The 22,584-nt window shown below is 66.3% G+C and carries 24 protein-coding genes and 1 other RNA gene; 14 read left to right on the plus strand and 11 right to left on the minus strand.

Translation table 11 applies throughout. The features are described 5' to 3' along the window. Positions 1-581: transposase (locus tag ABB25_RS11280; protein WP_160319435.1), on the plus strand; the 581-nt coding region annotated here is incomplete at its 5' end. A gap of 72 nt (positions 582-653) precedes the next feature. On the opposite strand, the gene ABB25_RS11285 is transcribed toward ABB25_RS11280, so the two are convergent. The 9 genes from ABB25_RS11285 to ABB25_RS11325 all read right to left on the minus strand — a co-directional run bounded on the left by ABB25_RS11285 (position 654) and on the right by ABB25_RS11325 (position 10,361). Beyond that, positions 654-1,928 carry a citrate synthase gene (locus ABB25_RS11285; protein WP_057666860.1) on the minus strand — a complete coding sequence of 425 codons (1,275 nt, stop codon included), beginning with the start codon at positions 1,926-1,928 and terminating at the stop codon, positions 654-656. 295 nt (positions 1,929-2,223) lie between these two features. Beyond that, on the minus strand, positions 2,224-2,466 hold the full coding sequence (locus ABB25_RS11290; RefSeq protein WP_057666862.1) for a type B 50S ribosomal protein L31: 243 nt from the start codon (positions 2,464-2,466) through the stop codon (positions 2,224-2,226). A 92-nt stretch (positions 2,467-2,558) separates the two neighbouring features. Continuing rightward, positions 2,559-3,497 (minus strand): nucleoside hydrolase, encoded by a 939-nt coding sequence (locus ABB25_RS11295; RefSeq protein WP_057666864.1) that lies wholly within the window; start codon positions 3,495-3,497, stop codon positions 2,559-2,561. Positions 3,498-3,562: 65 nt separating this feature from the next. Next, positions 3,563-5,674 (minus strand): ATP-dependent DNA helicase RecG, encoded by a 2,112-nt coding sequence (recG, locus tag ABB25_RS11300; protein ID WP_057666866.1) that lies wholly within the window; start codon positions 5,672-5,674, stop codon positions 3,563-3,565. A gap of 10 nt (positions 5,675-5,684) precedes the next feature. Further along, positions 5,685-6,068, minus strand: a complete 384-nt coding sequence (locus ABB25_RS11305; protein WP_057666868.1) for a RidA family protein — start codon at positions 6,066-6,068, stop codon at positions 5,685-5,687. A gap of 84 nt (positions 6,069-6,152) precedes the next feature. Next, positions 6,153-8,309: a RelA/SpoT family protein gene (locus tag ABB25_RS11310; RefSeq protein WP_057666870.1), complete on the minus strand. Its 2,157-nt coding sequence runs from the start codon at positions 8,307-8,309 to the stop codon at positions 6,153-6,155. Positions 8,310-8,415: 106 nt separating this feature from the next. Then, positions 8,416-8,715 (minus strand): DNA-directed RNA polymerase subunit omega, encoded by a 300-nt coding sequence (rpoZ, locus tag ABB25_RS11315; RefSeq protein WP_057666872.1) that lies wholly within the window; start codon positions 8,713-8,715, stop codon positions 8,416-8,418. A gap of 123 nt (positions 8,716-8,838) precedes the next feature. Then, positions 8,839-9,453: a guanylate kinase gene (gene gmk, locus ABB25_RS11320; RefSeq protein WP_057666874.1), complete on the minus strand. Its 615-nt coding sequence runs from the start codon at positions 9,451-9,453 to the stop codon at positions 8,839-8,841. Between the two features lie 47 nt (positions 9,454-9,500). Beyond that, the gene (locus ABB25_RS11325) at positions 9,501-10,361 is read right to left on the minus strand and encodes a YicC/YloC family endoribonuclease (RefSeq protein WP_057666877.1); all 861 of its coding nucleotides are present in this window, start codon (positions 10,359-10,361) and stop codon (positions 9,501-9,503) included. Between the two features lie 106 nt (positions 10,362-10,467). Between ABB25_RS11325 and rph the strand changes: the two genes are divergently transcribed. The 7 genes from rph (at position 10,468) to pepQ (ending at position 17,625) form a co-directional block, all read left to right on the plus strand. After that, positions 10,468-11,196 (plus strand): ribonuclease PH, encoded by a 729-nt coding sequence (gene rph / locus ABB25_RS11330; RefSeq protein ID WP_057666879.1) that lies wholly within the window; start codon positions 10,468-10,470, stop codon positions 11,194-11,196. Beyond that, complete coding sequence (locus ABB25_RS11335; RefSeq protein WP_057666881.1) at positions 11,193-11,582, plus strand: VOC family protein; 390 nt, start codon at positions 11,193-11,195, stop codon at positions 11,580-11,582. The genes rph and ABB25_RS11335 overlap by 4 nt, the downstream gene beginning before the upstream one ends. Continuing rightward, on the plus strand, positions 11,579-12,181 hold the full coding sequence (gene rdgB / locus ABB25_RS11340) for an RdgB/HAM1 family non-canonical purine NTP pyrophosphatase (RefSeq protein WP_057666883.1): 603 nt from the start codon (positions 11,579-11,581) through the stop codon (positions 12,179-12,181). Before ABB25_RS11335 ends, rdgB begins: the two co-directional genes overlap by 4 nt. A 6-nt stretch (positions 12,182-12,187) precedes the next feature. Next, positions 12,188-13,345, plus strand: a complete 1,158-nt coding sequence (gene hemW / locus ABB25_RS11345) for a radical SAM family heme chaperone HemW (protein ID WP_057666885.1) — start codon at positions 12,188-12,190, stop codon at positions 13,343-13,345. 164 nt (positions 13,346-13,509) lie between these two features. Next, the gene (locus ABB25_RS11350; RefSeq protein ID WP_083488283.1) at positions 13,510-15,891 is read left to right on the plus strand and encodes a DUF1631 family protein; all 2,382 of its coding nucleotides are present in this window, start codon (positions 13,510-13,512) and stop codon (positions 15,889-15,891) included. After that, positions 15,888-16,232, plus strand: coding sequence for a PilZ domain-containing protein (locus tag ABB25_RS11355; RefSeq protein WP_057666888.1), 345 nt, complete (start codon positions 15,888-15,890; stop codon positions 16,230-16,232). The genes ABB25_RS11350 and ABB25_RS11355 overlap by 4 nt, the downstream gene beginning before the upstream one ends. A 61-nt stretch (positions 16,233-16,293) precedes the next feature. Then, positions 16,294-17,625 carry a Xaa-Pro dipeptidase gene (pepQ, locus tag ABB25_RS11360; protein WP_057666890.1) on the plus strand — a complete coding sequence of 444 codons (1,332 nt, stop codon included), beginning with the start codon at positions 16,294-16,296 and terminating at the stop codon, positions 17,623-17,625. Positions 17,626-17,791: 166 nt separating this feature from the next. Here the strand turns inward: pepQ and ABB25_RS11365 are convergent, their stop codons facing one another. Together ABB25_RS11365 and ABB25_RS11370 are read right to left on the minus strand one after the other, a co-directional pair. After that, the gene (locus ABB25_RS11365; protein ID WP_057666960.1) at positions 17,792-19,138 is read right to left on the minus strand and encodes an aminopeptidase P N-terminal domain-containing protein; all 1,347 of its coding nucleotides are present in this window, start codon (positions 19,136-19,138) and stop codon (positions 17,792-17,794) included. A 14-nt stretch (positions 19,139-19,152) separates the two neighbouring features. Further along, positions 19,153-19,698 (minus strand): YecA/YgfB family protein, encoded by a 546-nt coding sequence (locus ABB25_RS11370; RefSeq protein WP_057666891.1) that lies wholly within the window; start codon positions 19,696-19,698, stop codon positions 19,153-19,155. 122 nt (positions 19,699-19,820) lie between these two features. Between ABB25_RS11370 and ABB25_RS11375 the strand changes: the two genes are divergently transcribed. The 6 genes from ABB25_RS11375 to rpiA all read left to right on the plus strand — a co-directional run bounded on the left by ABB25_RS11375 (position 19,821) and on the right by rpiA (position 22,533). Further along, a complete protein-coding gene (locus ABB25_RS11375) occupies positions 19,821-20,042 on the plus strand; it encodes a TIGR02449 family protein (protein WP_057666892.1) in 222 nt (73 codons plus the stop codon). Beyond that, positions 20,039-20,341 carry a cell division protein ZapA gene (locus tag ABB25_RS11380; RefSeq protein WP_057666893.1) on the plus strand — a complete coding sequence of 101 codons (303 nt, stop codon included), beginning with the start codon at positions 20,039-20,041 and terminating at the stop codon, positions 20,339-20,341. Before ABB25_RS11375 ends, ABB25_RS11380 begins: the two co-directional genes overlap by 4 nt. A gap of 104 nt (positions 20,342-20,445) precedes the next feature. Then, a non-coding RNA gene (ssrS, locus tag ABB25_RS14375) (6S RNA) lies at positions 20,446-20,631 on the plus strand. Positions 20,632-20,762: 131 nt separating this feature from the next. Next, complete coding sequence (locus tag ABB25_RS11385) at positions 20,763-21,347, plus strand: 5-formyltetrahydrofolate cyclo-ligase (RefSeq protein ID WP_057666895.1); 585 nt, start codon at positions 20,763-20,765, stop codon at positions 21,345-21,347. Continuing rightward, complete coding sequence (locus ABB25_RS11390) at positions 21,344-21,817, plus strand: EVE domain-containing protein (protein ID WP_057666897.1); 474 nt, start codon at positions 21,344-21,346, stop codon at positions 21,815-21,817. The genes ABB25_RS11385 and ABB25_RS11390 overlap by 4 nt, the downstream gene beginning before the upstream one ends. A 68-nt stretch (positions 21,818-21,885) precedes the next feature. Next, positions 21,886-22,533: a ribose-5-phosphate isomerase RpiA gene (gene rpiA / locus ABB25_RS11395; protein WP_057666899.1), complete on the plus strand. Its 648-nt coding sequence runs from the start codon at positions 21,886-21,888 to the stop codon at positions 22,531-22,533. Positions 22,534-22,584: the final 51 nt, after the last annotated feature.

The raw sequence follows: 22,584 nt of genomic DNA on the forward strand, positions 1-22,584 counted from the left end.
TCGACATTACAACCGCCTATGAGCTTGAGATCAAGGTCCACTGTACTAATGCCGAAGTCGTCTACGACCTGTTCCATGTCGTGGCCAAGTACGGCCGCGAAGTGATCGACTGGGTGCGCGTGGATCAGGCCAATCCACTTCGCCAGGACAAGCCCGCGCGCCGGGTGATCAAGTCCAGACGCTTGCTGCTGCTGCGCAATCGCCGCAACCTTGAACACCCACAGCGGGTGCGACTGGACGAGCTGCTGCAGGCCAACCAACCGCTACTGACCACCTATCTGATGCGTGACGAGCTCAAACGGCTGTGGTTCTACCGCCATCCATCCTGGGCCAGGAAGGCCTGGGATCACTGGCTGGAACAAGCCCAAGGCAGCGGCATTGCGGCCCTGGAGCACTTCGCGCACAAGCTCAAGGCTTACCTGCACGGAATCCTGTCCCGCTGCCGGCACCGGCTCAACACCAGCATCGTGGAAGGCATCAACAACACCATCAAGGTCATCAAACGCCGCGCCTACGGGTACCGCGATCAGGAATATTTCTTCTTGAAAATCCGCGCAGCCTTCCCCGGTATCCTGCGATGAACCAAACAAAAAGCCCCGCTTGCGCGGGGCTTTTTGTCACATCAAGTCATACCGATGCCCGCAGACAGGGTGTTACTTGACGTCGCGGACCGGCGAGCCGGTGTAGACCTGACGCGGACGGCCGATCTTCATTTCCGGATCGACCTGCTGCTCCAGCCAATGCGAGACCCAGCCGGAGGTACGGCCCAGCGCGAACATCACGGTGAACAGTTCGGTCGGAATGTTCAGGGCCTTGTAGATGATGCCGCTGTAGAAGTCGACGTTCGGGTACAGCTTGCGGGCAACGAAGTACTCATCGTTCAGCGCAGCCTGTTCCAGCTTGACGGCAACGTCGAGCAGCGGGTCCTGGATGCCCAGCTGGCCCAGCACCTTCTTGGTCATCTCGCCAATGACCTTGGCGCGCGGATCGAAGTTCTTGTAGACGCGGTGACCGAAGCCCATCAGGCGGAAGCCGGAGGTCTTGTCCTTGGCCTTGAGCACGGCCGACTCGACGTTGTCGGCGCTGCCGATTTCTTCCAGCATCTTCAGCACGGCTTCGTTGGCACCGCCGTGGGCCGGACCCCACAGCGCGGTGACGCCAGCGGCAACCGAAGCGTACGGGTTGGCACCGGTCGAACCGACCAGACGCACGGTCGAAGTCGAGGCGTTCTGCTCGTGGTCGGCGTGCAGGATGAACAGCAGATCCAGCGCCTTGACCACGTCCGGGTTGATCTCGTACTGGCCATCAGCCGACTCGAAGGTCTGCTTCAGGAAGCGGGCAACGTAACCCAGCGACAGGTCCGGGGTGTTGGCCGGCAGGCCCTTGCCATGGCGGTAGATCAGCGCCGACAGGGTCGGAACCTTGGCGATCAGACGGATGGCAGCCTGGCGGCGCTGGCCTTCGTCAGCCAGGTCCAGGCTGTTGTGGTACTTGGCCGACAGCTGCGCGATCGCGGCAGCCAGGATCGCCATCGGATGGGCGTCCTTGTCGAAGGAGGCGATCAGTGCATTGATCGAGGCATCAACGCCGGCTTCGGCGGTCAGCTCGGCCTCGAAAGCAGCCAGCTGCTCGGCGGTCGGCAGGTCACCGTTGATCAGCGCATAGGCCACTTCGGTGTAGGTCGACTTTTCCGACAGCTGCTCGATCGGGTAGCCGCGGTACAGCAGCACGCCATTGTCACCGTCGATATAGGTGATGGCGGACTTGCAGCTGGCGGTAGCGGTGTAACCGGAGTCGTAGGTGAAAAGACCGGTTTCCTTGGTCAGCTTCGAAATTTCGACGCAATCGTTGCCAAGGGTCGGCTTGATGACAGGCAAAACAACCGACTTGTCGCCGGCGTTGAGCGTGACCTGATCGATATCGGACACGGGGTCGCTCCTTTGATAGGAAGTCGCCGCCCTCGACGCGGGGGTGGGGCAGCATCGGAAAAATTGGTCCGCCGACATCAGGTCTGCGGATCACGGCATTATCGCACAGCCGGTTCGGACGGGTACGGCGGCAGGTACGTCTGTGACTAAAGACGTAGCGCCCTGCTTCAGCGCAGGTTGCCGATACAGCCAGGCAATCACTGCGATCAATTGCGGCAATGCCGGGCCCGAACCGCCAGAAACAACAACGGCCGCATCAGCGGCCGTTGCAGCGTCGCAGGCGACGTTCGCCGAATCAGCGAGCGTAACGCTTCTGGAACTTGTCGATACGACCGCTGGTGTCGATGACCTTGTGCTTGCCCGTGTAGAACGGGTGCGAAGCCGAGGAAATTTCGACCTTGATCAGCGGATATTCTTCGCCGTCTTCCCACTTGATGGTTTCTTTCGAACCCATGGTGGAACGGGTCAGGATCTTGAAGTCAGAGGTGACGTCGTGGAACACGACGGCGCGGTAATTCGGATGGATATCGGCCTTCATGGGCTCGCACCTTGTAAAAAAGAGGGCTGCTGGGCAAGAGCGGCATTATAGCGCCGACTCACCATGACAGCAAGCCAGCGCATTGCGCAGGTTCAGTTCAGGCCGAGTGCCTGACGCACCCGTGCCTCGAAACGCTGCTGATCATACCCGATCAACAGCCGGGCGTTGTCGGCGCGACCGGTTTGCCGGTTCCAGTCGATGATGGTGGCACCGCGGGTATGGACCCCGGCCATTTCCACCAGCAACGGGCGCGCTTCCACCCGGGTGGCCGCTTCCGGCTCCAGCGCCCAGGCCATGGCCAATGCATCAGCGGCAAACCAGCGCTCGCCACGGCCATCTTCCGACCACAGCCGGGTCTTGCGCGAAATGAGCTCGTAAAACCGCGCGCTGTCGGTATCGGCGGCAAGCCACTGCTCGACGTCACGGTGCAGCAGGCCATGGGCCAGGGTAGCTTCCCAGTCGGCCACTTCGACCTGGGCAAACGCACTGAAGACGATATGCGCCGCTTCCGGATCCACCGCGATATTGAACTCGGCCGCAGCCGTGATGTTGCCGTGCGCGGTGAATGCACCGCCCATCACCAGCACCCGCTTGATCCGCGACGGCAGGCTCGGATCCAGCTTCAGCGCCAACGCCACATTGGTCAGCGGCCCCAGCGCAACCAGGAACAGCTTGCCGGCATGTTCGTGCGACAGGCGGATGATCGCCAGCGCGGCATGCTCGGCACTGGCCGCCTGTGCTGCCGGAGGCAGGTCCACATCACCAAAGCCATCGATGCCATGCACATGAGCGGCATCCTCGGCCGGATGCACCAGCGGCTCGGCCGCACCGGCAAACACCGGAACCTCCGGACGCCCGGCCACCTCGCACAGTTTCAGCGCATTGCGCACCGTGTGCTGCAAACCGACATTGCCCGCGGCCACGGTCAGACCCACCACGTCATGGCGCGGGTCGGCAAAGGCCATCAACAAGGCCAGTGCATCGTCCACACCCGGGTCGGTATCAATCAGCAACGGAATCTTTTCAGTCATGATGCTTTCGCTTTAATCGGCACGGGAGTCTGCCACCGGCCTGCCGCCAACGCAAAGTCCGGCCATCAGGCAGCGGCGTAGCGCACCGCCGAGCCGATCCAGCGACTGATCACCCGGTCGGCCAGCGCCGGATGCTCGGCCAACAGACGCTCGGCCAGCGCATGCACGGCCGGCAACAGATGGGCGTCACGCGCCAGATCGGCAATCCGGAACATCGCCACGCCGGTCTGCCGGGTGCCCAGCAACTCGCCCGGGCCACGCAGCTCCAGGTCCTTTTCGGCAATCACAAAGCCATCGTTGGTCTGCCGCATGGTGGCCAGCCGCTCCTTGGCCATCATCGACAACGGCCCCTGGTAGAGCAGCACGCAGCTGGAGGCCGTACTGCCACGCCCGACCCGGCCGCGCAGCTGGTGCAGCTGGGCCAACCCGAGGCGCTCGGCATTCTCGATCACCATCAGCGAGGCATTGGGCACATCCACGCCGACCTCGATCACCGTGGTGGCCACCAGCAGCTGGGTCTGCCCGGCCTTGAACGCGGCCATCGCGGCCTGCTTGTCGGCCGCCTTCATCCGCCCGTGCACCAGCGCCACCCGCAGCTCGGGCAGGCTCGCTGCCAGCGCGGAATGGATGGACTCGGCGGCACTGGCTTCCAGTTCGTCGTTTTCCTCGATCAGGGTACACACCCAGTAGGCCTGGCGACCCTGCGCACAGGCGCTGCGGATGCGCTCGATCAACTCCTGGCGGCGCTCGTTGCTGAGCACCACCGTCTGCACCGGGGTGCGCCCGGGGGGCAGCTCGTCAATCGCCGAGACATCCAGGTCGGCGTATTCACTCATTGCCAGCGTGCGCGGGATCGGGGTGGCCGTCATCACCAGCTGGTGCGGCACGCTGCCCGGACGCGCGCCCTTGTCACGCAGGGCAAGACGTTGATGCACGCCGAAGCGGTGCTGCTCATCGACGATGGCCAGGGCCAGGTCATGGAAGACCACCGCATCCTGCATCAGTGCATGGGTACCGACCACCACCTGGGCCGAGCCATCGGCAATGGCCGCCAGGCTGGCTGCCCGCGCCTTGCCGGTGACCTTGCCGGCCAGCCAGCAGACAGTGATGCCCAGAGGCTCCAGCCAGCCACGCAGGTTGGCCAGGTGCTGCTCGGCCAGCAGCTCGGTCGGCGCGGCCAGCGCCACCTGGTAGCCGGCCTCCACCGCCAGCATCGCCGCCAGCGCGGCGACCACGGTCTTGCCCGAACCGACATCGCCCTGCACCAGGCGCAGCATCGGCTGCGGCTTGGCCAGGTCGGCACGGATCTGGGCAAACACCCGCTGCTGCGCGGCAGTCAACACAAACGGCAGCTGCGCCAGCAGGCGCGCCACGCCGTCGCCCTGCCCAGCCAGGGCCGGAGCCTGCTGCCGCTGCAGGGCAATGCGCTGGCGGCGCAGGCTCAGGTGATGGGCCAGCAGTTCCTCGATGGCCAGACGGGCGATCGCCGGATGGCGGCCGGCAGCCAGTGCCGCCAGATCGGCCGCCGCGTGCGGTCGATGCACGGTCAGCAGGGCCTGGCGCAGCGATGGCAGGCCCAGCTGCGCCAGCCATTGCGGCGGCACCAGATCCAGCTGCTCTTCCGGTGGCAGACGATCCAGCGCCTGCCCGACCAGCTTGCGGATGGTGGCCGGCCCTACCCCTTCCACCAGCGGATAGACCGGATCCAGGGTCTGGCCCAGCGCCGGATCCTCACCAACGGTCAGTACCCGGTAGCTGGGATGGACGATCTCCAGCCCGGTCGGGCCGGGCCTGGCGGTACCGAAGGCCCGCACGCGCACGCCGTGGGCAAACTGCGCCACCTGCGCGGCACGGAAATGGAAAAAACGCAGCACCAGCGGGCCACCGGTGTCATCCTCGATGGCCACCTTCAGTACCGGCCGGCCACGGAAACCACGCTCCACCGCCACCACCTGCCCTTCCACCTGGGCCGCCATGCCGCTGCGCAGCTGCGCCAGCGGGGTGATGTGGGTGCGGTCCTCGTAGCTGCGCGGCAGGTGCAGCCACAGGTCCTGCAGGGTGGCCAGCCCGCGCTCGGCAAGCTTGAGCGCAACCGCCGGGCCGACACCGGACAGCGCCGTCAACGGCGACTGCCCGGCCACTGCCAGGGCCGGTGCAGGAACCCGTTTGCGGTTCACGGCGGCGCGGTTACTCGAGCACCATCGTCGCTTCGACCTCGAACAGCACGCCCTTGGGCAGGCCGGAGACCTCGATCGTCGAACGGGCCGGGTACGGCGCGCTGAAGTATTCCTGCATCACCGCATTGACCTGGGCGAACTGGCCCAGGTCGGTCAGGAACAGGCCGCAGCGCACGATCTGCTCCAGCGAGCCACCGGCGGCCTCGGCCACCGCCTTGAGGTTGTCAAACGCGCGCCGGGCCTGCGCGGTGATATCGCCTTCGACGACGTTGCCGGTGGCCGGATCCAGCGGAATCTGGCCGGAGAAATACACCACGTTGCCGACCCGCACCGCCTGCGAATACGGGCCAATGGCAGCAGGTGCGTGCTCGGTGTTGATGATCTGGCGGCTCATGGGGCACTCCGGTTACGAAAAGGAAGCGGCATTGTAGCCAATGCCGACACCGATCCCATGCGCCACCGGCAGTGCTACCGCTGGCTACAGCCGGCGTACCGACTGCACCACGCTCAAGCGCCGCAACCGGCGCATGACTTCGGCCAGATGGGTGCGGTCACTGACCTGGATGTTGAAGCACAGCACCGCGGCATTGACGTCGCGGTCCAGGTAGTCGACCCGGTCGATATTGGATTTGCTCTGCGCAATCGAAGCGGCCAGCTGGGCCAGCACCCCGGTGCCGTTTTCCACCGCCACCACCAGCGCGGTGTCGTAATCACCGACCACGCTGGTATCCCAGCCGATCGGCACCCAGCGGTCCGGGGTCTTGCGCAGTTCGACCAGGTTCGGGCAATCCATGCGGTGGACCACGATGCCCTTGCCGGCGGTGTGGTAGCCCATGATCTCGTCGCCCGGGATCGGCTGGCAGCAGTTGGCAAAGCTCACCACGCCGCGCTCGCTGCCGCTGATCAGGATCTTTTCCTGGCTGCGCAGGCTGGCCGGCCCGCGCAGGTCGGCATGGGCCAGCAATGCCTGGGCCGCCTGGAACGGCATCCAGTTGCCCAGCGCGACATCGGCCAGGAAGGCCTCCAGCCGTGGGTAGCGGTGTTCGGCCAGGAAGGCGTCCATGCGCCCCTTGGGCAGGCGCTCGATCGAGCTGTCCATCGCCTCCAGGGTACGGTCAAGCATGCGGTGGCCCAGCTGCACCGCATCCTCGTGCTCGAGCTGCTTGAGCTGGTGACGGATCGCGGTACGCGCCTTGGACGAAACCACGAACTCCAGCCACTGCGGCTTGGGCGTGGCCGAACGGGCGGTGATGATCTCCACCGTCTGCCCGCTGCTCAGGCGGGTACGCAACGGCACCAGCTTCTTGTCCACCCGGCAGGCCACCGCCTTGTTGCCGACATCGGTATGCACGGCATAGGCGAAATCCAGCGCGGTGGCATTGCGCGGCAGCGCCAGGATCTTGCCCTTCGGGGTGAACAGGTAGACCTCGTCCGGGAACAGGTCGACCTTGACGTTGTCCAGGAATTCCAGCGACGAACCGGCGGCACGCTGCGACTCGACCAGGTCACTGATCCAGGCATGGGCACGGCTCTGGGCACTGTTGGGGCCCTCGCCGCCGAACTTGTAGGTCCAGTGCGCAGCAATCCCGCGCTCGGCCACCAGGTCCATTTCCTCGGTACGGATCTGCACCTCGATCGGCGAGCCGTAGGGGCCGAACAGCACCGTATGCAATGACTGGTAGCCGTTGGCCTTGGGGATGGCGATGAAGTCGCGGAAGCGCCCGTCCAGCGGCTTGAACGCGGCATGCACCGCGCCCAGGGCGTGGTAGCAGGTCGGCACGTCGCGCACGACCAGGCGGAAGCCGAACACATCCATGACCTGGTCGAAGGATTTGTTCTCCTGGTTCATCTTGTTGTAGATGCTCCAGGGAGTCTTGATCCGGCTGATCAGCCGGTGCTCGATGCCCTCGCGCGCCAACCGCTGGCTCAGCTGCACCTCGACCTGGGCCATCGCCTCGCGGCGCACCACCGGCTGGGACAGGATGTGCTTTTCCAGGATCGCGTGGCGCCACGGGTACAGCGCCTTGAAGCCGTGGTTCTGCAGCTCGCTCTTGACCAGGTTCATGCCCAGGCGCTGGGCGATCGGCGCATAGATTTCCAGGGTTTCCAGCGCGATGCGCTGCCGCGCCTCGGTGCTCTGCGCACCCAGCGTACGCATGTTGTGCAGGCGGTCAGCCAGCTTGATCATGATCACGCGCAGGTCGCGCGACATCGCCAGCAGCATCTTGCGGAAGCTCTCCGCCGCCGCCTCCTGGCGGTCACGGAACTTGAGCTTGTCCAGCTTGGTCACGCCCTCGACGATGTCGGCAACCGCCTCCCCGAACTGGGCGGCCAGCTGCTCGCGGGTCAGCGGCGTGTCTTCGATGGTGTCGTGCAGGATCGCCGCCACCAGCGCTTCCACATCCAGTCCCAGCTCGGCCAGCACCCCGGCCACGGCCACCGGATGGGTGATGTAGGGCTCGCCGGACTTGCGGGTCTGACCGGCATGCGCCGCTGCCCCTACCTCCCATGCCCGCCGCACCACCTGCAGATGTTCAGGCGACAGATACCCCGCACTGCGCTCGAGCTGCAGCACGTAGTCGGGAACGGCGCCATTGTGGTCGGCAACGGGCGAAATGGCGGGAGCTGGATTCATGACAGAAGACTATGTCAGCACGCGTACGACGGCAAACCGGGGCGCAAACAAAACAACGGCCCGCACAGGCGGGCCGTTGTACGGCAATCACGAGGGCGACCGGATCTCAGTCGTCGCTCTTGCTCATGTCCTCTTCGGCCACCAGCTCGGCGGCGGCCAGCTCCAGCGCTTCGCGCTCGGCGCGTTCGCGCTCGGCCTTCTCGACTTCGTCGATCAGCGCGTTGTCGATCTTGCGCGCAGCAATCTCGCGCAGCGCCAGCACCGTCGGCTTGTCGTCGCTTTCGCTGTTGTCCAGCGTCGCCTGCACGCCGTTGGCCAACTGGCGGGCGCGCTTGGAGGCCATCATGACCAGCTCGAAACGGTTGTTAACAACTTCCAGACAATCTTCTACGGTAATGCGGGCCATGCGAGCTCCCGGCAGCCGAGGTGGCCGCACTCTTTGGTCAGGGATAAGGCGGCGATTGTACGCCGGCCGGCGTTGAATACGCAATCAGGCCGAGAACCGCCTCTTAAGAATCAGCAGGTTAGATCAATCCTGCAGCAGGGCAGCGGTCAAGGCGGCATGCCGCTGCTGCTGCACCTGGCAACGCAGCCGGCTGGCCCGGAAAATCGACCCCATCTCTTCCACCGCGGTGTCGAAATCCTCGTTGACGATGACGTAGTCGAACTCGGCAAAGTGCGACATTTCCTCACGCGCGGCAGCCATCCGCTGGGCGATTACCGCCTCGCTGTCCTGACCGCGCTTGCGCATCCGGTCTTCCAGCGCCTGACGCGACGGCGGCAGGATGAACACACTGACCGCACCGGGCACCTTGGCGCGGACCTGCTGTGCGCCCTGCCAGTCGATTTCCAGCAGCACGTCCTTGCCGGCGGCCAGCTGCGGCTCCACCGACTGCCTCGCAGTGCCCTTCCAGTCGCCATGCACCAGCGCGTGCTCGAAGAAATCACCGGCGGCGATCATCGCTTCGAACTCGGCAGCCGACACAAAATGGTAGTGCTTGCCGTTGACCTCGCCCGGACGCATCGCGCGTGAGGTAAAGGAGATGGACAGGCTGATCTGCGGATCACGCGCCAGGGTGGCATTGACCAGCGAGCTTTTACCGGCACCGGAGGGTGCGGCGACGATATAGAGAGTTCCGCGCATGGGAAAGAGTATCGATGAGGTGGAAAGAGCGTGCGACCGGGGCGGCCTCACTCGATGTTTTGCACTTGTTCGCGGATCTGGTCGATCAATACCTTCAGCTCGACGGCAGCATTGGAGGTGCGGCTGTCGACCGACTTTGACCCGGTGGTATTGGCTTCGCGGTTGAATTCCTGCAGCAGGAAATCCAGCCGCCGGCCCACCGGCTCACGCGATCGCAGCACCCGTCGGATTTCAGTGATATGGCTGGCCAGGCGGTCCAGCTCCTCATCCACATCCAGCTTCTGCAGCCACAGCACCAGTTCGGCTTCAGCCCGCCCCGGATCGACCGGATGCGGCAGGTCGGCCAGGCGTGCCGCCAGCTTGGCGCGCTGGCCTTCACGGATGGCCGGGATCAGCTCGCGCACCTGTCCGGCGATGCGTTCAATGCCATCGACACGCTCGGCAATTGCGGCGGCCAGCTTTTCGCCTTCCCGCTCACGCGCGGCGATGAAGCCATCGAGCACCTCATCCAGCAGCGCCAGCGCCTGCGTCTGCAGGGCCAGCGGATCCACCGCCTCGCCCCTGACCACGCCCGGGTACTGCAGCAGTTCGGTCAGGCTCACCGTCATCGCCGGGAAACGCTCACGCAGCTGGCCGGCCAGATCACCCAGCTGCTCGACCAGGGCGTGGTTGATCGCCAGCGCGGTGCTGCCTTCCGGCGCACGCAGGCGCAGCACCGCATCGATCTTGCCGCGGTTCAAGCGGACACTGATGCGCTCGCGCAACGCCGCTTCGGCCGCGCGCAGGTCGTCGGGCAGGCGCAGGCCGATTTCCAGGAAACGGTGGTTCACCGAGCGCAGTTCACACGACAGCGTGCCCCATGCGGTGCTGCGCTCGCCGCCGGCCCAGGCGGTCATGCTACGGATCATGGCCAGGTCCCCATGTCTTCAAAGGGCAGATGGTACCCTAGCCGGCCGCGCAGACCGCCACCTGGTGCTGTCTGCGCTCCTGTTTTGGCCAGATTCCGGTAACCCCATGACCAGCTTTTCCCGCCCCTCCGGCCGCGATGCCTCCCAGCTGCGCGACGTGCGCATCGAGCGCGCCTTCACTTGCCACGCCGAAGGTTCGGTCCTGGTCAGCTTCGGCAACACCCGGGTGCTGTGCACCGCCAGTGTCGACAACAAGGTGCCGGGGTTCCTGCGCGGCAAGGGCGAAGGCTGGGTGACGGCCGAGTACGGCATGCTGCCGCGCGCCACCCACACCCGCACCGACCGTGAAGCAGCGCGTGGCAAGCAGGGCGGACGCACACTGGAGATCCAGCGCCTGATCGGCCGCAGCCTGCGCGCCTGCGTGGACCGCAATGCGCTGGGCGAACGCACCATCACCCTGGACTGCGACGTGCTGCAGGCCGATGGCGGTACCCGCACCGCGGCCATCACCGGCGCCTATGTCGCCCTGGTCGATGCGGTCAACACCCTGCTGGCCAAGCGCGAGATCAAGCGCAACCCGATCATCGGCGCGGTGGCGGCGGTGTCGGTGGGCGTCTACCGCGGGGTTCCGGTGCTGGACCTGGATTACGCAGAGGACAGCGACTGCGACACCGACATGAACGTGGTGATGAACGATGGCGGCGGTTTCATCGAACTGCAGGGCACCGCCGAGGGCCATGCGTTCCGGCGCGACGAGCTCGATGCGCTGCTGGTCCTGGCCGAGCAGGGCATCGGCGAGCTGCTCGCCGCCCAGCAGGCGGCGCTGGCCGCATGAGCCAGCAACTGGCCCTGACCACCCTGCTGGTGGACGACTACGACCGCGCCATCGCCTGGTACACCACGGTGCTGGGCTTCGAGCTGCGTGCCGACACCGCCCTCGGTGCCGGCAAGCGCTGGGTCGTGGTGGCGCCGGTGGGCAGCCAGGCCGGCCTGGTGCTGACCCTGGCCAGCACGGTCAACCAGCAATCGCGGATCGGCGACCAGACCGGTGGCCGGGTGGGCTTTTTCCTGCACACCGATGACTTTGCCCGCGACCATGCGGCGATGACCGCCCGTGGCGTGCGCTTTACCGAAGCACCGCGGCAGGAGCCGCACGGCACGGTGGCGATCTTCACCGACCTGTACGGCAACACCTGGGACCTGCTGGAACCTGCACCATGAAACAACTCGTCCTGGCCAGCGGCAATGCCGGCAAACTGGCCGAATTCAATCGTCTGCTGGCCCCGACCGGGATCGAAGTGGTTTCCCAGGCCAGCCTGGGCGTGGATGACGCCGAGGAAACCGGGCTGAGCTTTGTCGAAAACGCCCTGCTCAAGGCCCGCCATGCGTCCCGGCTCACCGGCCTGCCCGCGCTGGCAGACGACTCCGGGCTGTGCGTGGACGCCCTGGGCGGCGCGCCGGGGCTGTATTCGGCCCGCTATGCCGGCAGCCACGGCGACCATACGGCCAACATTGCCAAGCTGCTGGCCGAGCTGGACGGGCTGCCCATCGAGCAGCGCGCTGCCCACTTCCACTGCACCCTGGTGGTGGTCCGGCATCCCGGGGACCCGGATCCGCTGATCGCCCAGGGCCGCTGGCATGGGCAGATCCTGACCGCCACCCGCGGTGCGGGCGGCTTTGGCTATGACCCGGTCTTCGGCGATCCGGCCAGCGGCCTGTCGGCTGCCGAGCTCAGCCCGGAGGCGAAAAACGCCGTCAGCCACCGCGGCCTGGCGCTGGCCCGGCTGATCCCGGCACTGCCGGCCTTTCTCGGGGCCTGAGCCAAGATGGCCAGCCTGATTCCACCGCCGCTTTCGCTGTACATCCACCTGCCCTGGTGCGTGCGCAAGTGCCCGTACTGCGACTTCAACTCGCATGCCGGCAAGGGCGCACTGCCGTTTGATGCCTATATCGATGCGCTGATCGCCGACCTGGACCAGGACCTGCCACTGGTCTGGGGCCGGGTGGTCAACAGCGTGTTCTTCGGCGGCGGCACCCCGAGCCTGTTTCCGCCCGACGCCATCGCCCGCATCCTGGATGCGGCCAGCGCGCGTTTGCGCTTTGCCCCCAGTGCCGAAGTGACCCTGGAAACCAACCCGGGCACCGCCGAGCACGGCCGTTTTGATGGCTATCTCAAAGCCGGGGTGAACCGGCTGAGCTTTGGCATCCAGAGTTTCAACGATGCGGCGCTGGAAAAACTCGGCCGCATCCACGACAGCGCCCAGGCCGAAACAGCAGTCAAGCTGGCCCAGGATGCCGGCTTTGACAACATCAACCTGGACCTGATGTACGCCCTGCCCGGCCAGGACCTGGCCGCGGCCGAGCATGACCTTGAGCGCGCCTTTGCGCTGCAGCCGGCCCACATCAGCCACTACCAGCTCACGCTGGAACCGAACACCATTTTCTTTGCCCGCCCGCCGAAGGGCATTCCGGATGAAGATGCGGCCTGGGACATCCAGGAACACTGCCAGGCGCTGCTGGCGCAGGCCGGCTACGCCCAGTACGAGGTCAGCGCCTATGCCCGGCCCGGCCGCCAGTGCGCGCACAACCTCAACTACTGGCGCTTTGGCGACTACCTGGGCATCGGCGCCGGTGCCCACGGCAAGATCAGCTCCGGGGCGCAGCAGCAGATCCTGCGCCGCTGGAAGGTCAAGCACCCACAGACTTTCATGGATACTGCCGGCACCCCGGCCAGCATCGGCGGCGATGACATCATCACCCCCGAGCGCCTGCCGTTTGAGTACATGCTCAACCTGCTGCGCCTGCACGAAGGCTTCAGTGAGCGGGATTTTTCCGCACGCACCGGGCTGGACGCAGCAGTGCTGGCCCCGGCATTGGCAACGGCCAGCACGCGTGGCTGGTTGAGCGGCAACGATGGGCACTGGCAGCCGACCGAACTGGGCCGGCGCTTTACCAATGACGTGATCGAGCTGTTTCTGGCCTGAGCGCAGCGCTGGCGGTAGCGGCGGCGGTGGCGGCCCTGCCCGCTGGCATCTGCCGCCACTGGCAGCGCGCGGCTCAGACGTTTAAAGTTTGCCATTCAGGGGAACGCAGGATGCACACCATGGCCGGTTCACAGCGAACACTGCCCACGCCGGATGTACCCACAATGTTGCCTGCCAAGGTTCTCGCCCTGCTTGATGAGCTGCAGCAGCTCGCCCAGGGCATTCTGCTTACCCCGCTCACCCTGACCATCGTCGAGCTGGAACGCGACCTGATGCGGCATGCCGATGTCTCCCGCAACAGCCAGCTGCAGATGGACCTGCTCAGCCAGGCCCGGCATGTGATGCCGATGGGCGAGGCATTTGCCCGTCATTACCTGGCAGTCTGCCGGCAGGCGCTGTGCAGCCTGCACGAACCGGCCGCCAACCACACTGCCTCGAGCAAGCCGCTGGCTGGCGAGCTGTCGCTGGTGCAGGACATCCAGATTGATCGCGACATCTTGCTGAGCGATCTGGCCCGCCGCGAGGCCCCACGCCACGCCACCGCACTGCATGTGCTGTCCCAGCGCATGGCCGTGCTCGCCGGCCGCCCGGCCTACGATATCGAGCAGGTTCCGCTGTCCCCGCACTGGCTGTGCCGGCGCCTGCCGCAGGCCAGCGAGTCGCTGGAGCTCAGCGAAGAAGCCTCGCTGGTGCTGTACAAGGCCTTCGGCCGGATGGTGCTGGAACGCCAGGCCGAACTGCTGGAACGCGCCAACAGCCTGCTGGCCAGCCATGGCGTGTTGCCGGGATTGGTCTACCAGCCCTTCCTGCCCCGGCCGGCCGGCCGCAGGCGCGGCAGCGCGCCGTCGCCGGCCAGCAGCGATGCTACGGCCCGCACTCCCGCCGAGCGCAGCGAGCAGCGCCGCACCCGCCCGGCCGGCCCGGAGCGGCCACTGACCCAATGGCAAGGACAAAGCACCGGCAACTCCTGGCGTGAAAGCCTGCAGGAAGTGGCCAGCGAGTCGGCGGCGATGGCCATGCAGCCCGGACAGGCCCTCAATGCAGCGGTCAGCGATGAGGATCTGGCCGACCTGCAGCAGATGCTCAGCGCCGCCCGCCAGGCCTACGGCGGCCATCTGCCGACCACCACGGCAGGCATCGGCGCCAGCAGCGGCTCCGCCGCACCGGCAGATCCCGCCGCCGAACCGGCCATCCCGGCGGCCAGCACCGGCAGCAGCCCGGGCTTGAGCAGCCCGGTGATCAGCAACCTGCTGGCCCGGCTGCAGGGGCTGACCGGCGACCGGCCGGCCAGTGCCACCCGCTCCATCGACGATATCCGCAACGCCCTGCTGGCCCAGGCGCGCGCCGAACATGGCCCGCAGGCGCAGCTCTCGCCGCGCGACAACGACACCATGGATCTGCTTGGCCTGCTCTACCGGCAGATCCAGGCACATATGCGCAGCGACACCAGCGCCAACGAATTGCTGGCGCAACTGCAGCTGCCGCTCGTACGCGCGGCGATTTCCGACCCCGGCTTCTTCGTCCGCGACGAGCACCCCGCGCGCGAGCTGCTCAACGCCGTGGCCGAATCCGGCGCGCTGTGGCTGGGCAGCGAGGATATCGACCCGGTGCTGGTGCAGAAGCTGGGCCAGACCGTGCAGAAGGTGGTCAGCGAATACGACGGCGACGAGCAGGTCTTCGCCGCGGCCACCGAGGAAATCCAGAACCACTACCGCACCGCGGTCCACAAGGCCGAACTGTCCGAGCGCCGCTTCATCGAGGCCGCCCGCGGCAAGGAACGGCTGGAAACGGCCCGTCGGCTGGCCGAAAAAACCATTGAAGCGGCCTGCAGCACGGCCCCGGCACCGCCGCGCTTTGTGCAGAACCTGATGCGCCAGGCGTGGAACGATGTGCTGATGCTCACCCTGCTGCGCCAGGGTGAGCAGTCGCCCGAATGGAACGAGCAGATCGCGGCCACCGAACGCATCGTCGCCCTCACCACCCAGCCGGCCGGCAGCCAGGCCGACAGCCAGTTCGGCCGGCAACTTGAACAGGCCCTGGGCCAGGTCGGCTACCACGCCGATGAGGCCGGCGCGATTGCCCGCCGCCTGTCCACCCCCGGCGGCGAGGACGACACCACCTCGCGCACCGAGCTGACCGCCAAGCTGCAGGCACGCACGCGCCTGGGCGAACAGGGCGGGCGTAACGAAGACCTCGCCCAGCAGCCCCCCCTGCCGCCACGCAGCATCGGCGAGGAGTCGTGCTACCAGCAGCTGCGCGGCCTGCCCTTCGGCACCTGGTTTGATTTCCACATCAACCAGCAGGGCGATACCCGGCGCCTGCGCATGTCCTGGTTCAGCCAGCTCACCGACAACGCCCTGTTCGTCAACGCCCGTGGGCAGAAGGTGGCCGAACACACCATGGACAGCCTGGCCCGGCTGATGGCCCAGGGCCAACTGCGGGTGGTCAATGAAAGCCAGGGCCGGCTGATCGACCGTGCCTGGCAGGCGACCCTGCGCACCCTGCGCTCACTGGCCGGCCGCGGCGGCAACAAGGAATCGGCATGATCGAAGATACCCGGCGCGCCCCGCGCAGAGCCGTCCCCGAGCACGTCCCGGTCACCGACCGCATGCGCGAGCAGGTCATCGGCCGGCTCGGCAACGTCTCTGAAAGCGGCATGCTGATCCTTTCCGATGCCGAGCTGGTGGACGATGCGCTGTACCAGCTCAGCTTCCCGGTGCCCGACCGACATGGCCGCGAGGTCGCCATCGAGGTAGGCGTGCACCTGCTGTGGCGCGAACCGGCCCATGCACCGGGGCAGTACTGGGCAGGCTTCCGGTTCCTGACCCTGAGCGCCACCCATCGCGAGGCACTGCGGCAGTGGATCAGCACCGGGCAGACCAGCTGAGGCAACCACAACCGGGAGGTCCGGTGCACAATCACAGGCTGTCGTTCCTGGATGTAAGCCCATGCACCTGCCCGATCCCGCCCCGCTGTATGCCGACCACCTCCGCACCCTGACCGCGCGCGCCGATACCGCGCTGACGCGTGCCGGACGGGACCACCTGGTCATTCCATCCGGCCGCCTGCACTACCAGGTGTTTGATGACCGCGACTATCCGTTTGCGGTCAACCCGCATTTCAAGCACTGGCTGCCGCTGACCCGGGTCCCGGACAGCTGGATCGTCTACACCCCGGGCAAGCGCCCGCAGCTGATCTTCAACCAACCGCGCGATTACTGGCACGTGGTGCCGGCCGCTCCCAGCGGCTGGTGGGTCGAGCATTTCGACATCCACATCATCCGCGAGCCGGAGCAGGCCCTGGCCCTGCTGCCGGCCGATCCAGCCCGCTGCGCGGTGCTGGGCGAGGCCAACAGCACCCTGGGCGGTTTTGCTCCGGACAACCCCGCCGCGGTCATCGACCACCTGCACTGGCACCGCTCGTTCAAGACGCCGTATGAAATTGCATTGATGCGTCATGCGCAGGTGCCGGCGGTGCGTGCCCATCGCGCCGCCGAAGCGGCCTTCCGCGCCGGGGCCAGTGAGTTCGAGATCCACATGACCTACTGCGCGGCCGCGCAGCAGGATGCCAACGAGCTGCCCTACGGCAACATCATCGCGCTCAACGAAAACGGCGCGGTGCTGCACTACACCGAGCTGGACAAGCAGCGCCCGGCCAACCCGCGCAGCTTCCTGATCGACGCCGGTGCCTCGGCCTGGGGCTATGCGGCCGACATCACCCGCACCTACGCCGCCGACGGGCATGCGGAGTTCCAGGCGCTGATCGCTGCGGTCGATGCGGCCCAGCAGCAGCTGTGTGCACAGGTCACCGCCGGCTTCGACTACCGCCAGCTGCACCTGGACGCCCACCTGGCACTGGCCGGGATCCTCAAGGACTTCGACATCATCAACGTCAGTGCCGAGGCGGCGCTGGCCACCGGGGTCAGCAATGCCTTCTTCCCGCATGGCATCGGCCACCCGATCGGCGCCCAGGTGCATGACGTGGCCGGCTTTGCGCAAGGTGAGCATGGCGGTTTCATCGAACGGCCGGCCGGCCAGCCCTACCTGCGCATGACCCGCGTGCTGCAGCCGGGCATGGTGGTGACCATCGAGCCGGGCCTGTACTTCATCGACATGCTGCTGGAAGACCTGCGCGCTGCCGGCCAGGCCGATGCCGTGAACTGGGATCGCGTGGCCTTCTTCAAGCCCTACGGCGGCATCCGCATCGAGGACGAAGTGCTGTGCACAGCCGACCAGGCCGACAACCTGACCCGGCCGATCTTCGCCGAAAGCAAGGAGTGAGTGGAGAGGAGTGAGGAGTGAGAGAAAGCGTGGCCGGGTGTCGGTACTGTCCTGGCTGCTTCTTGCTGTCGATTGTGCTGATGTGACAGAGGGCGCCAGTGGGCGCCCTTTGTCATGCCAGGCAGGCAGCAGAAACAAGCCGACCGGGCCCCTCCCGCGTTACTCGTTACTCGTTCCTCGCCTCTCTCCTCGCCTCGGCGATGAAGCCCTCCACCGCCTCGGCACTGCGCTCCAGTGCCCCGGTCAGGTTCTCGTGCCCGGCCTCGGTGATCAGCAGGTTGTCCTCGGTGCGGATGCCGATGCCGCGCCAGCGCGCGTCCACGCCCTTGTCGTCGGGCCGGATGTACAGGCCCGGCTCGATCGTGAACACCATGCCCGGCTCGAGCAGACGGCTCTGCTCCTCGATCCGGTAACTGCCGACATCGTGCACATCCAGGCCCAGCCAATGGCCACTCTTGTGCGGATAGAAACGGCGGTAACTGCCGCTGGCCAGGACCTCGGCATGGGTGCCTTCCAGCAGCCCCAGCGACAGCAGGCCATCGACCAGCACCTCCACCGCGGCCGCATGCAGCGCATCCCATGGCGTACCCGGCCGGGCCAGGGCAATGGCCGCGGCCTGCGCCCGTTCGACCAAGTCATACAGCTGACGCTGCTCGGGCGAGAAACGGCCATTGACCGGGAAGGTGCGGGTGATGTCGGCGGCATAGCCACGGTATTCGGCACCGGCATCGATCAAGACCAGTTCGCCATCGGCGGCAACCGCATTGTTGGCCACATAGTGCAGCACACAGGCATTGCTGCCGGCGCCGACAATCGAGCCATACGCCGGCCAGCCGTCATTGGCGCGGAACACGCGCTCGATCTCCGCCTGCAGCACATACTCGGCCATGCCCGGACGGACCATTGCCATCGCCGCACGATGGGCCTGCACACTGAGCCGGGCGGCGTGGCGCATCAGCGTAATTTCCGCATCGCTTTTGAACAGCCGCTGCTCATGCAGCAAGCTGCCCAGTTCGACCAGCTCATGCGGCGGTCGGGCCCCATGGCGTACCTGTGCCCGGACCTGGTTGATCCAGCCCATCAGCTGGCGGTCAAACTGCGCATCACAGCCAAACGGGTAGTACACCCGCGACCTCCCTTCCAGCAGGCCGGGCAGGATCTCGTCGATGTCCTCGATCGGATAGGCATCGTCGGCGCCATACAGCGAGACCACCCCGGCAGTGCCGGCACGCGGGCCGTCCCACATCTCGCGCTCGGCATCGCGCTCACGGCAGAACACGATCACCTCGCCATGCCGGCGCCCGGGCAGCATCACCAGCACCGCCTGCGGCTCGCCAAAACCCAGCAGGTAATGGAAGTTTGAATCCTGCCGGTACGGGTAATGGGTGTCATGGCTGCGCACCCGCTCCGGCGCGGCCGGCAGCACGATGATGCCATCACTGCCCACCGCGTCCATCAGCTGGCGACGGCGACTCCGGTATTCACCGGCACTGATGCCGGTCAGTACACGCAGGGACATCCGCCACCTCAGTTCAGGCTTTTGCGATGGCGCACGGCCATCACACAGTCACCGTGCAGCAGCAGCACCGCCACGCGCACGAACTCCTCGATCTCGGCCAGCGCATCCTCGTCTTCATCACCGGCCTCGAATTCCTCGCTGTTGGAGGCGGCCAGGCGCGCCATGTCCTCCAGCGCCTCCTGCCCTTCCTCGCTCAGGCTCGGCCGGGTGCCACTGGCCAGGCCAAAGCCACCAAGGAAACCGCGGCACCAGTCAAACAACGCACCGGTGCGCTCCAGCACGCTGGCACTGGCCGGGCTGAGCAGCAGTTCAAAGGCAAAATCACGATCTTCCAGCTGCGCGGCCGTTACCGCGCGCAGGCGGTCCAGCGCACTGCCCGCTTCGGGCGCGCCCAGCGCGGGGTCGGCCAGTACCGCAGCCAGCCAGTCGTTGCGATCAACACCACCGGCGGCCAGCCAACCGCACAGCCCGCCATGCAGTTCGGCCGGGGTACTGGCCAGGTCCAGGGCCGCAGCCTGCTGGGAAACGGCGGTGAAATCGGGAAGTTCGTTCATTGCATTGCCTATGGGTAGGGATCAGGCGCCACAGCCTCCGGCTGCAGCCATGGCTGCCAGTGTACTGGGGCCAATGCCTGTGGTGCTTGACCGGCCGGCGCCTGCCTGCCTATCGTGCGCCCATGCCTGCCTTTGATCCCGTTGCCGAACTGCAGTCCCTGGCCTTGCGGGTCCAGACCCTGGTTGAGCGCAACACCCGTCTGGGTGAGGAGAACCGCAGCCTGCGCATTGCCCAGGAACAACTGATGGTCGAACGCGCCCAGCTGCTGGCCAAGAACGAAATGGCCCGTTCGCGGGTGGAAGCCATGATCAGCCGGCTGCGTTCGCTGGAACAGAACACATGAGCGCAAGCAGCACACCGGTCACCATCCGCATCCTGGACCGTGATTACACCGTTGGCGTCGATCCGGCCGAACGCGACGGCCTGGAAGCAGCCGCGCGCACCCTGGATGCGCGCATGCGCGAGATCCGCGGCGGCAACCGCACCGCCTCGGTGGACCGGGTGGCCGTGCTCACCGCCTTGAACCTGGCACACGAGCTGCTGCTGCTGCGCAAGCAGGTCAGCCAGCAGGAAAGTGACCTGCAACGGACCCTGGCCGAATTGAACCGGCGCCTGGATCACGCACTGGACCAGGCACCATAGACCACGCGTTTGCCTAACGCATGCACAACGCAGCCACCTGGTTGAACCTGCATTGGCCGACCAACGGCTGCCCAGCGTGCACGGTGACCGGTATACTGCAGATGCGTTCTCTGCCGTGCCCGACAGCATGTGCAAACATATCGCCTTGTCCCTTAAGAACGACACCGGGGACGCGCCGGCACCGGGTGTGCATGTCCGCCTCCGAGCGGAAAGCCCGATGGGGCCTCAGCGTCTCCACTTGAACCTCGGGTTCAGGGTCGTTTCGCATGCATCGACACAGCGGAGAACTTTTTCAACGGCACCTTCAAGGTGCCGTTTCTTTTTCCGCTGCCAGCGCAGCGCGTTCACCCAGCGCCCGCGCCGCGCTGGCGATAACGCCCGGGCACAGCGACAATCATCGCCCCCATCCGATGGCCAGGCCATGTCCGAGGACCGTAAAACCCTGCGTGCGCAGCTGCGCCAGGCGCGCCGTGCACTGGATGCACCGACCCGGCTGGCCGCCGCCGAAACCCTGGCCGGGCAACTGCTGCAGCTGCCGTTTGCACCCGCCCGGGGGCTGGTGGCCGGCTACTGGGCCGGCGATGGCGAAATCGCCCTGCACCGCTGGCAGACCCAGCTGCCGCCCGGGGTGACCTACTGCCTGCCGTTGCTGGCCGGCGACAGCCTGCGCTTTGCGCCCTGGCGCCCCGGGCAGGCACTGACCCACAACCGCTACGGCATTCCCGAACCGGACATTGCACTGGCTGATGCGCTGCCGGCACAGGCAATGGCACTGGTGGTGACCCCGCTGGTGGGCTTTGACCGCCACTGCCAGCGGCTGGGAATGGGGGGCGGCTGGTATGATCGCAGCTTCGCTTTCCGCCTCCAGCACGCTGCGCCGCCGTGGCTGGTCGGTGCCGCCTTTGATTGCCAGCAGGTTGCCGCCCTGGCTGCTGCCGACTGGGATGTGCGGCTGGATGCGGTCTGCACTCCCTCCACTACCCATCTGGCAACACGCACCCCATGAGTTCCCGCACCCGCTACTGGCTGATGAAGTCCGAACCGGACGTGTTTTCCATCGACGACCTGCAGCGCGTCGGCACCGAGCCGTGGAACGGCGTACGCAATTACCAGGCACGCAACTTCATGCGCGATGGCATGCGCGTCGGTGACGGCATCCTGTTCTATCACTCCAATGCCAAGGTGCCCGGCATCGTCGGCATTGCCCGGGTGGCCAGTGAGGCTTATCCGGATGAGACCCAGTTCGATCCGGACTCGGAATACTTCGACCCCAAGGCCAGCCGCGAGAACCCGCGCTGGATGCTGGTGGACGTGGCCTTCGAGCGCAAGCTGGGTGATGTGATCGCGCTGGAGCAGATCAAGCAGCATGCCGATGCGTTGGGCGAGGGCTTCCCGCTGACCTCCCGCGGCAACCGGCTGTCGGTGTTCCCGGTCACCGCCGCGCAGTGGGACTATCTGCTCGCACTGGAAAAATGATTCCCGCCGCCCGGCCGGCAAGCACCGCCGGGCCTTACTGCTTTCCAACCTTATTACGGGGTGATGCAATGTCCGAAGCCAAACGTCTGGCCGCCGAGAAGGCGCTGGAATACGTCCAACGCGACATGATCGTCGGGGTCGGCACCGGTTCAACCGTGGCGTATTTCATCGATGGCCTGGCCAAGCTGCCGTTCCCGATCAAGGCTGCGGTGTCCAGTTCCGAGCAGAGCACCGCTCAGCTGAAAAAGCACGGCATCGAAGTGATCGAGCTCAACCATGCCGGCACCCTGGAGCTGTATGTCGACGGCGCCGACGAGTGCGACGGCAACAAGAATCTGATCAAGGGCGGTGGCGCGGCGCTGACCCGCGAAAAGATCATCGCCGAGGCCTCCCGGCAGTTCGTCTGCATCATCGACCCGTCCAAGCAGGTGCCGGTACTGGGCACGTTCCCGTTGCCGGTGGAGGTGATCCCGATGGCACGCTCGCTGGTGGCCCGGCAGATCCTGGAGCGCACCGGCGGCCAGCCGGTCTGGCGGATGGGCACCACCACCGACAACGGCAACCAGATCCTGGATGTGCACAACCTGGTCATCACCGACCCGGTGGCACTGGAGCGCGAGCTCAACCAGATCCCCGGCGTGGTCTGCGTGGGCCTGTTCGCGCGGCGCAAGGCCGATGTGGTGATCGTCGGCGGCACCCCGCCGCAGGTGCTGTAAGCGCCAGCCCGGCGGCCCGTCTCCGTTGCTGAGACGGGCTGCGCGCACAGT

Origin of the sequence: Stenotrophomonas koreensis, assembly GCF_001431525.1 — a bacterium.
GTDB classification, from domain to species: domain Bacteria; phylum Pseudomonadota; class Gammaproteobacteria; order Xanthomonadales; family Xanthomonadaceae; genus Stenotrophomonas; species Stenotrophomonas koreensis.

Coding starts and splice junctions, on each gene's coding strand:
- ABB25_RS11290 (WP_057666862.1), bottom strand. CDS start 2,466: ATGAAGGCCGATATCCATCCGAATTACCGCGCCGTCGTGTTCCACGAC.
- ABB25_RS11295 (WP_057666864.1), bottom strand. CDS start 3,497: ATGACTGAAAAGATTCCGTTGCTGATTGATACCGACCCGGGTGTGGAC.
- ABB25_RS11305 (WP_057666868.1), bottom strand. CDS start 6,068: ATGAGCCGCCAGATCATCAACACCGAGCACGCACCTGCTGCCATTGGC.
- ABB25_RS11310 (WP_057666870.1), bottom strand. CDS start 8,309: ATGAATCCAGCTCCCGCCATTTCGCCCGTTGCCGACCACAATGGCGCC.
- rpoZ (WP_057666872.1), bottom strand. CDS start 8,715: ATGGCCCGCATTACCGTAGAAGATTGTCTGGAAGTTGTTAACAACCGT.
- gmk (WP_057666874.1), bottom strand. CDS start 9,453: ATGCGCGGAACTCTCTATATCGTCGCCGCACCCTCCGGTGCCGGTAAA.
- ABB25_RS11325 (WP_057666877.1), bottom strand. CDS start 10,361: ATGATCCGTAGCATGACCGCCTGGGCCGGCGGCGAGCGCAGCACCGCA.
- rph (WP_057666879.1), top strand. CDS start 10,468: ATGACCAGCTTTTCCCGCCCCTCCGGCCGCGATGCCTCCCAGCTGCGC.
- ABB25_RS11335 (WP_057666881.1), top strand. CDS start 11,193: ATGAGCCAGCAACTGGCCCTGACCACCCTGCTGGTGGACGACTACGAC.
- rdgB (WP_057666883.1), top strand. CDS start 11,579: ATGAAACAACTCGTCCTGGCCAGCGGCAATGCCGGCAAACTGGCCGAA.
- hemW (WP_057666885.1), top strand. CDS start 12,188: ATGGCCAGCCTGATTCCACCGCCGCTTTCGCTGTACATCCACCTGCCC.
- ABB25_RS11350 (WP_083488283.1), top strand. CDS start 13,510: ATGTTGCCTGCCAAGGTTCTCGCCCTGCTTGATGAGCTGCAGCAGCTC.
- ABB25_RS11355 (WP_057666888.1), top strand. CDS start 15,888: ATGATCGAAGATACCCGGCGCGCCCCGCGCAGAGCCGTCCCCGAGCAC.
- pepQ (WP_057666890.1), top strand. CDS start 16,294: ATGCACCTGCCCGATCCCGCCCCGCTGTATGCCGACCACCTCCGCACC.
- ABB25_RS11370 (WP_057666891.1), bottom strand. CDS start 19,698: ATGAACGAACTTCCCGATTTCACCGCCGTTTCCCAGCAGGCTGCGGCC.
- ABB25_RS11375 (WP_057666892.1), top strand. CDS start 19,821: ATGCCTGCCTTTGATCCCGTTGCCGAACTGCAGTCCCTGGCCTTGCGG.
- ABB25_RS11380 (WP_057666893.1), top strand. CDS start 20,039: ATGAGCGCAAGCAGCACACCGGTCACCATCCGCATCCTGGACCGTGAT.
- ABB25_RS11385 (WP_057666895.1), top strand. CDS start 20,763: ATGTCCGAGGACCGTAAAACCCTGCGTGCGCAGCTGCGCCAGGCGCGC.
- ABB25_RS11390 (WP_057666897.1), top strand. CDS start 21,344: ATGAGTTCCCGCACCCGCTACTGGCTGATGAAGTCCGAACCGGACGTG.
- rpiA (WP_057666899.1), top strand. CDS start 21,886: ATGTCCGAAGCCAAACGTCTGGCCGCCGAGAAGGCGCTGGAATACGTC.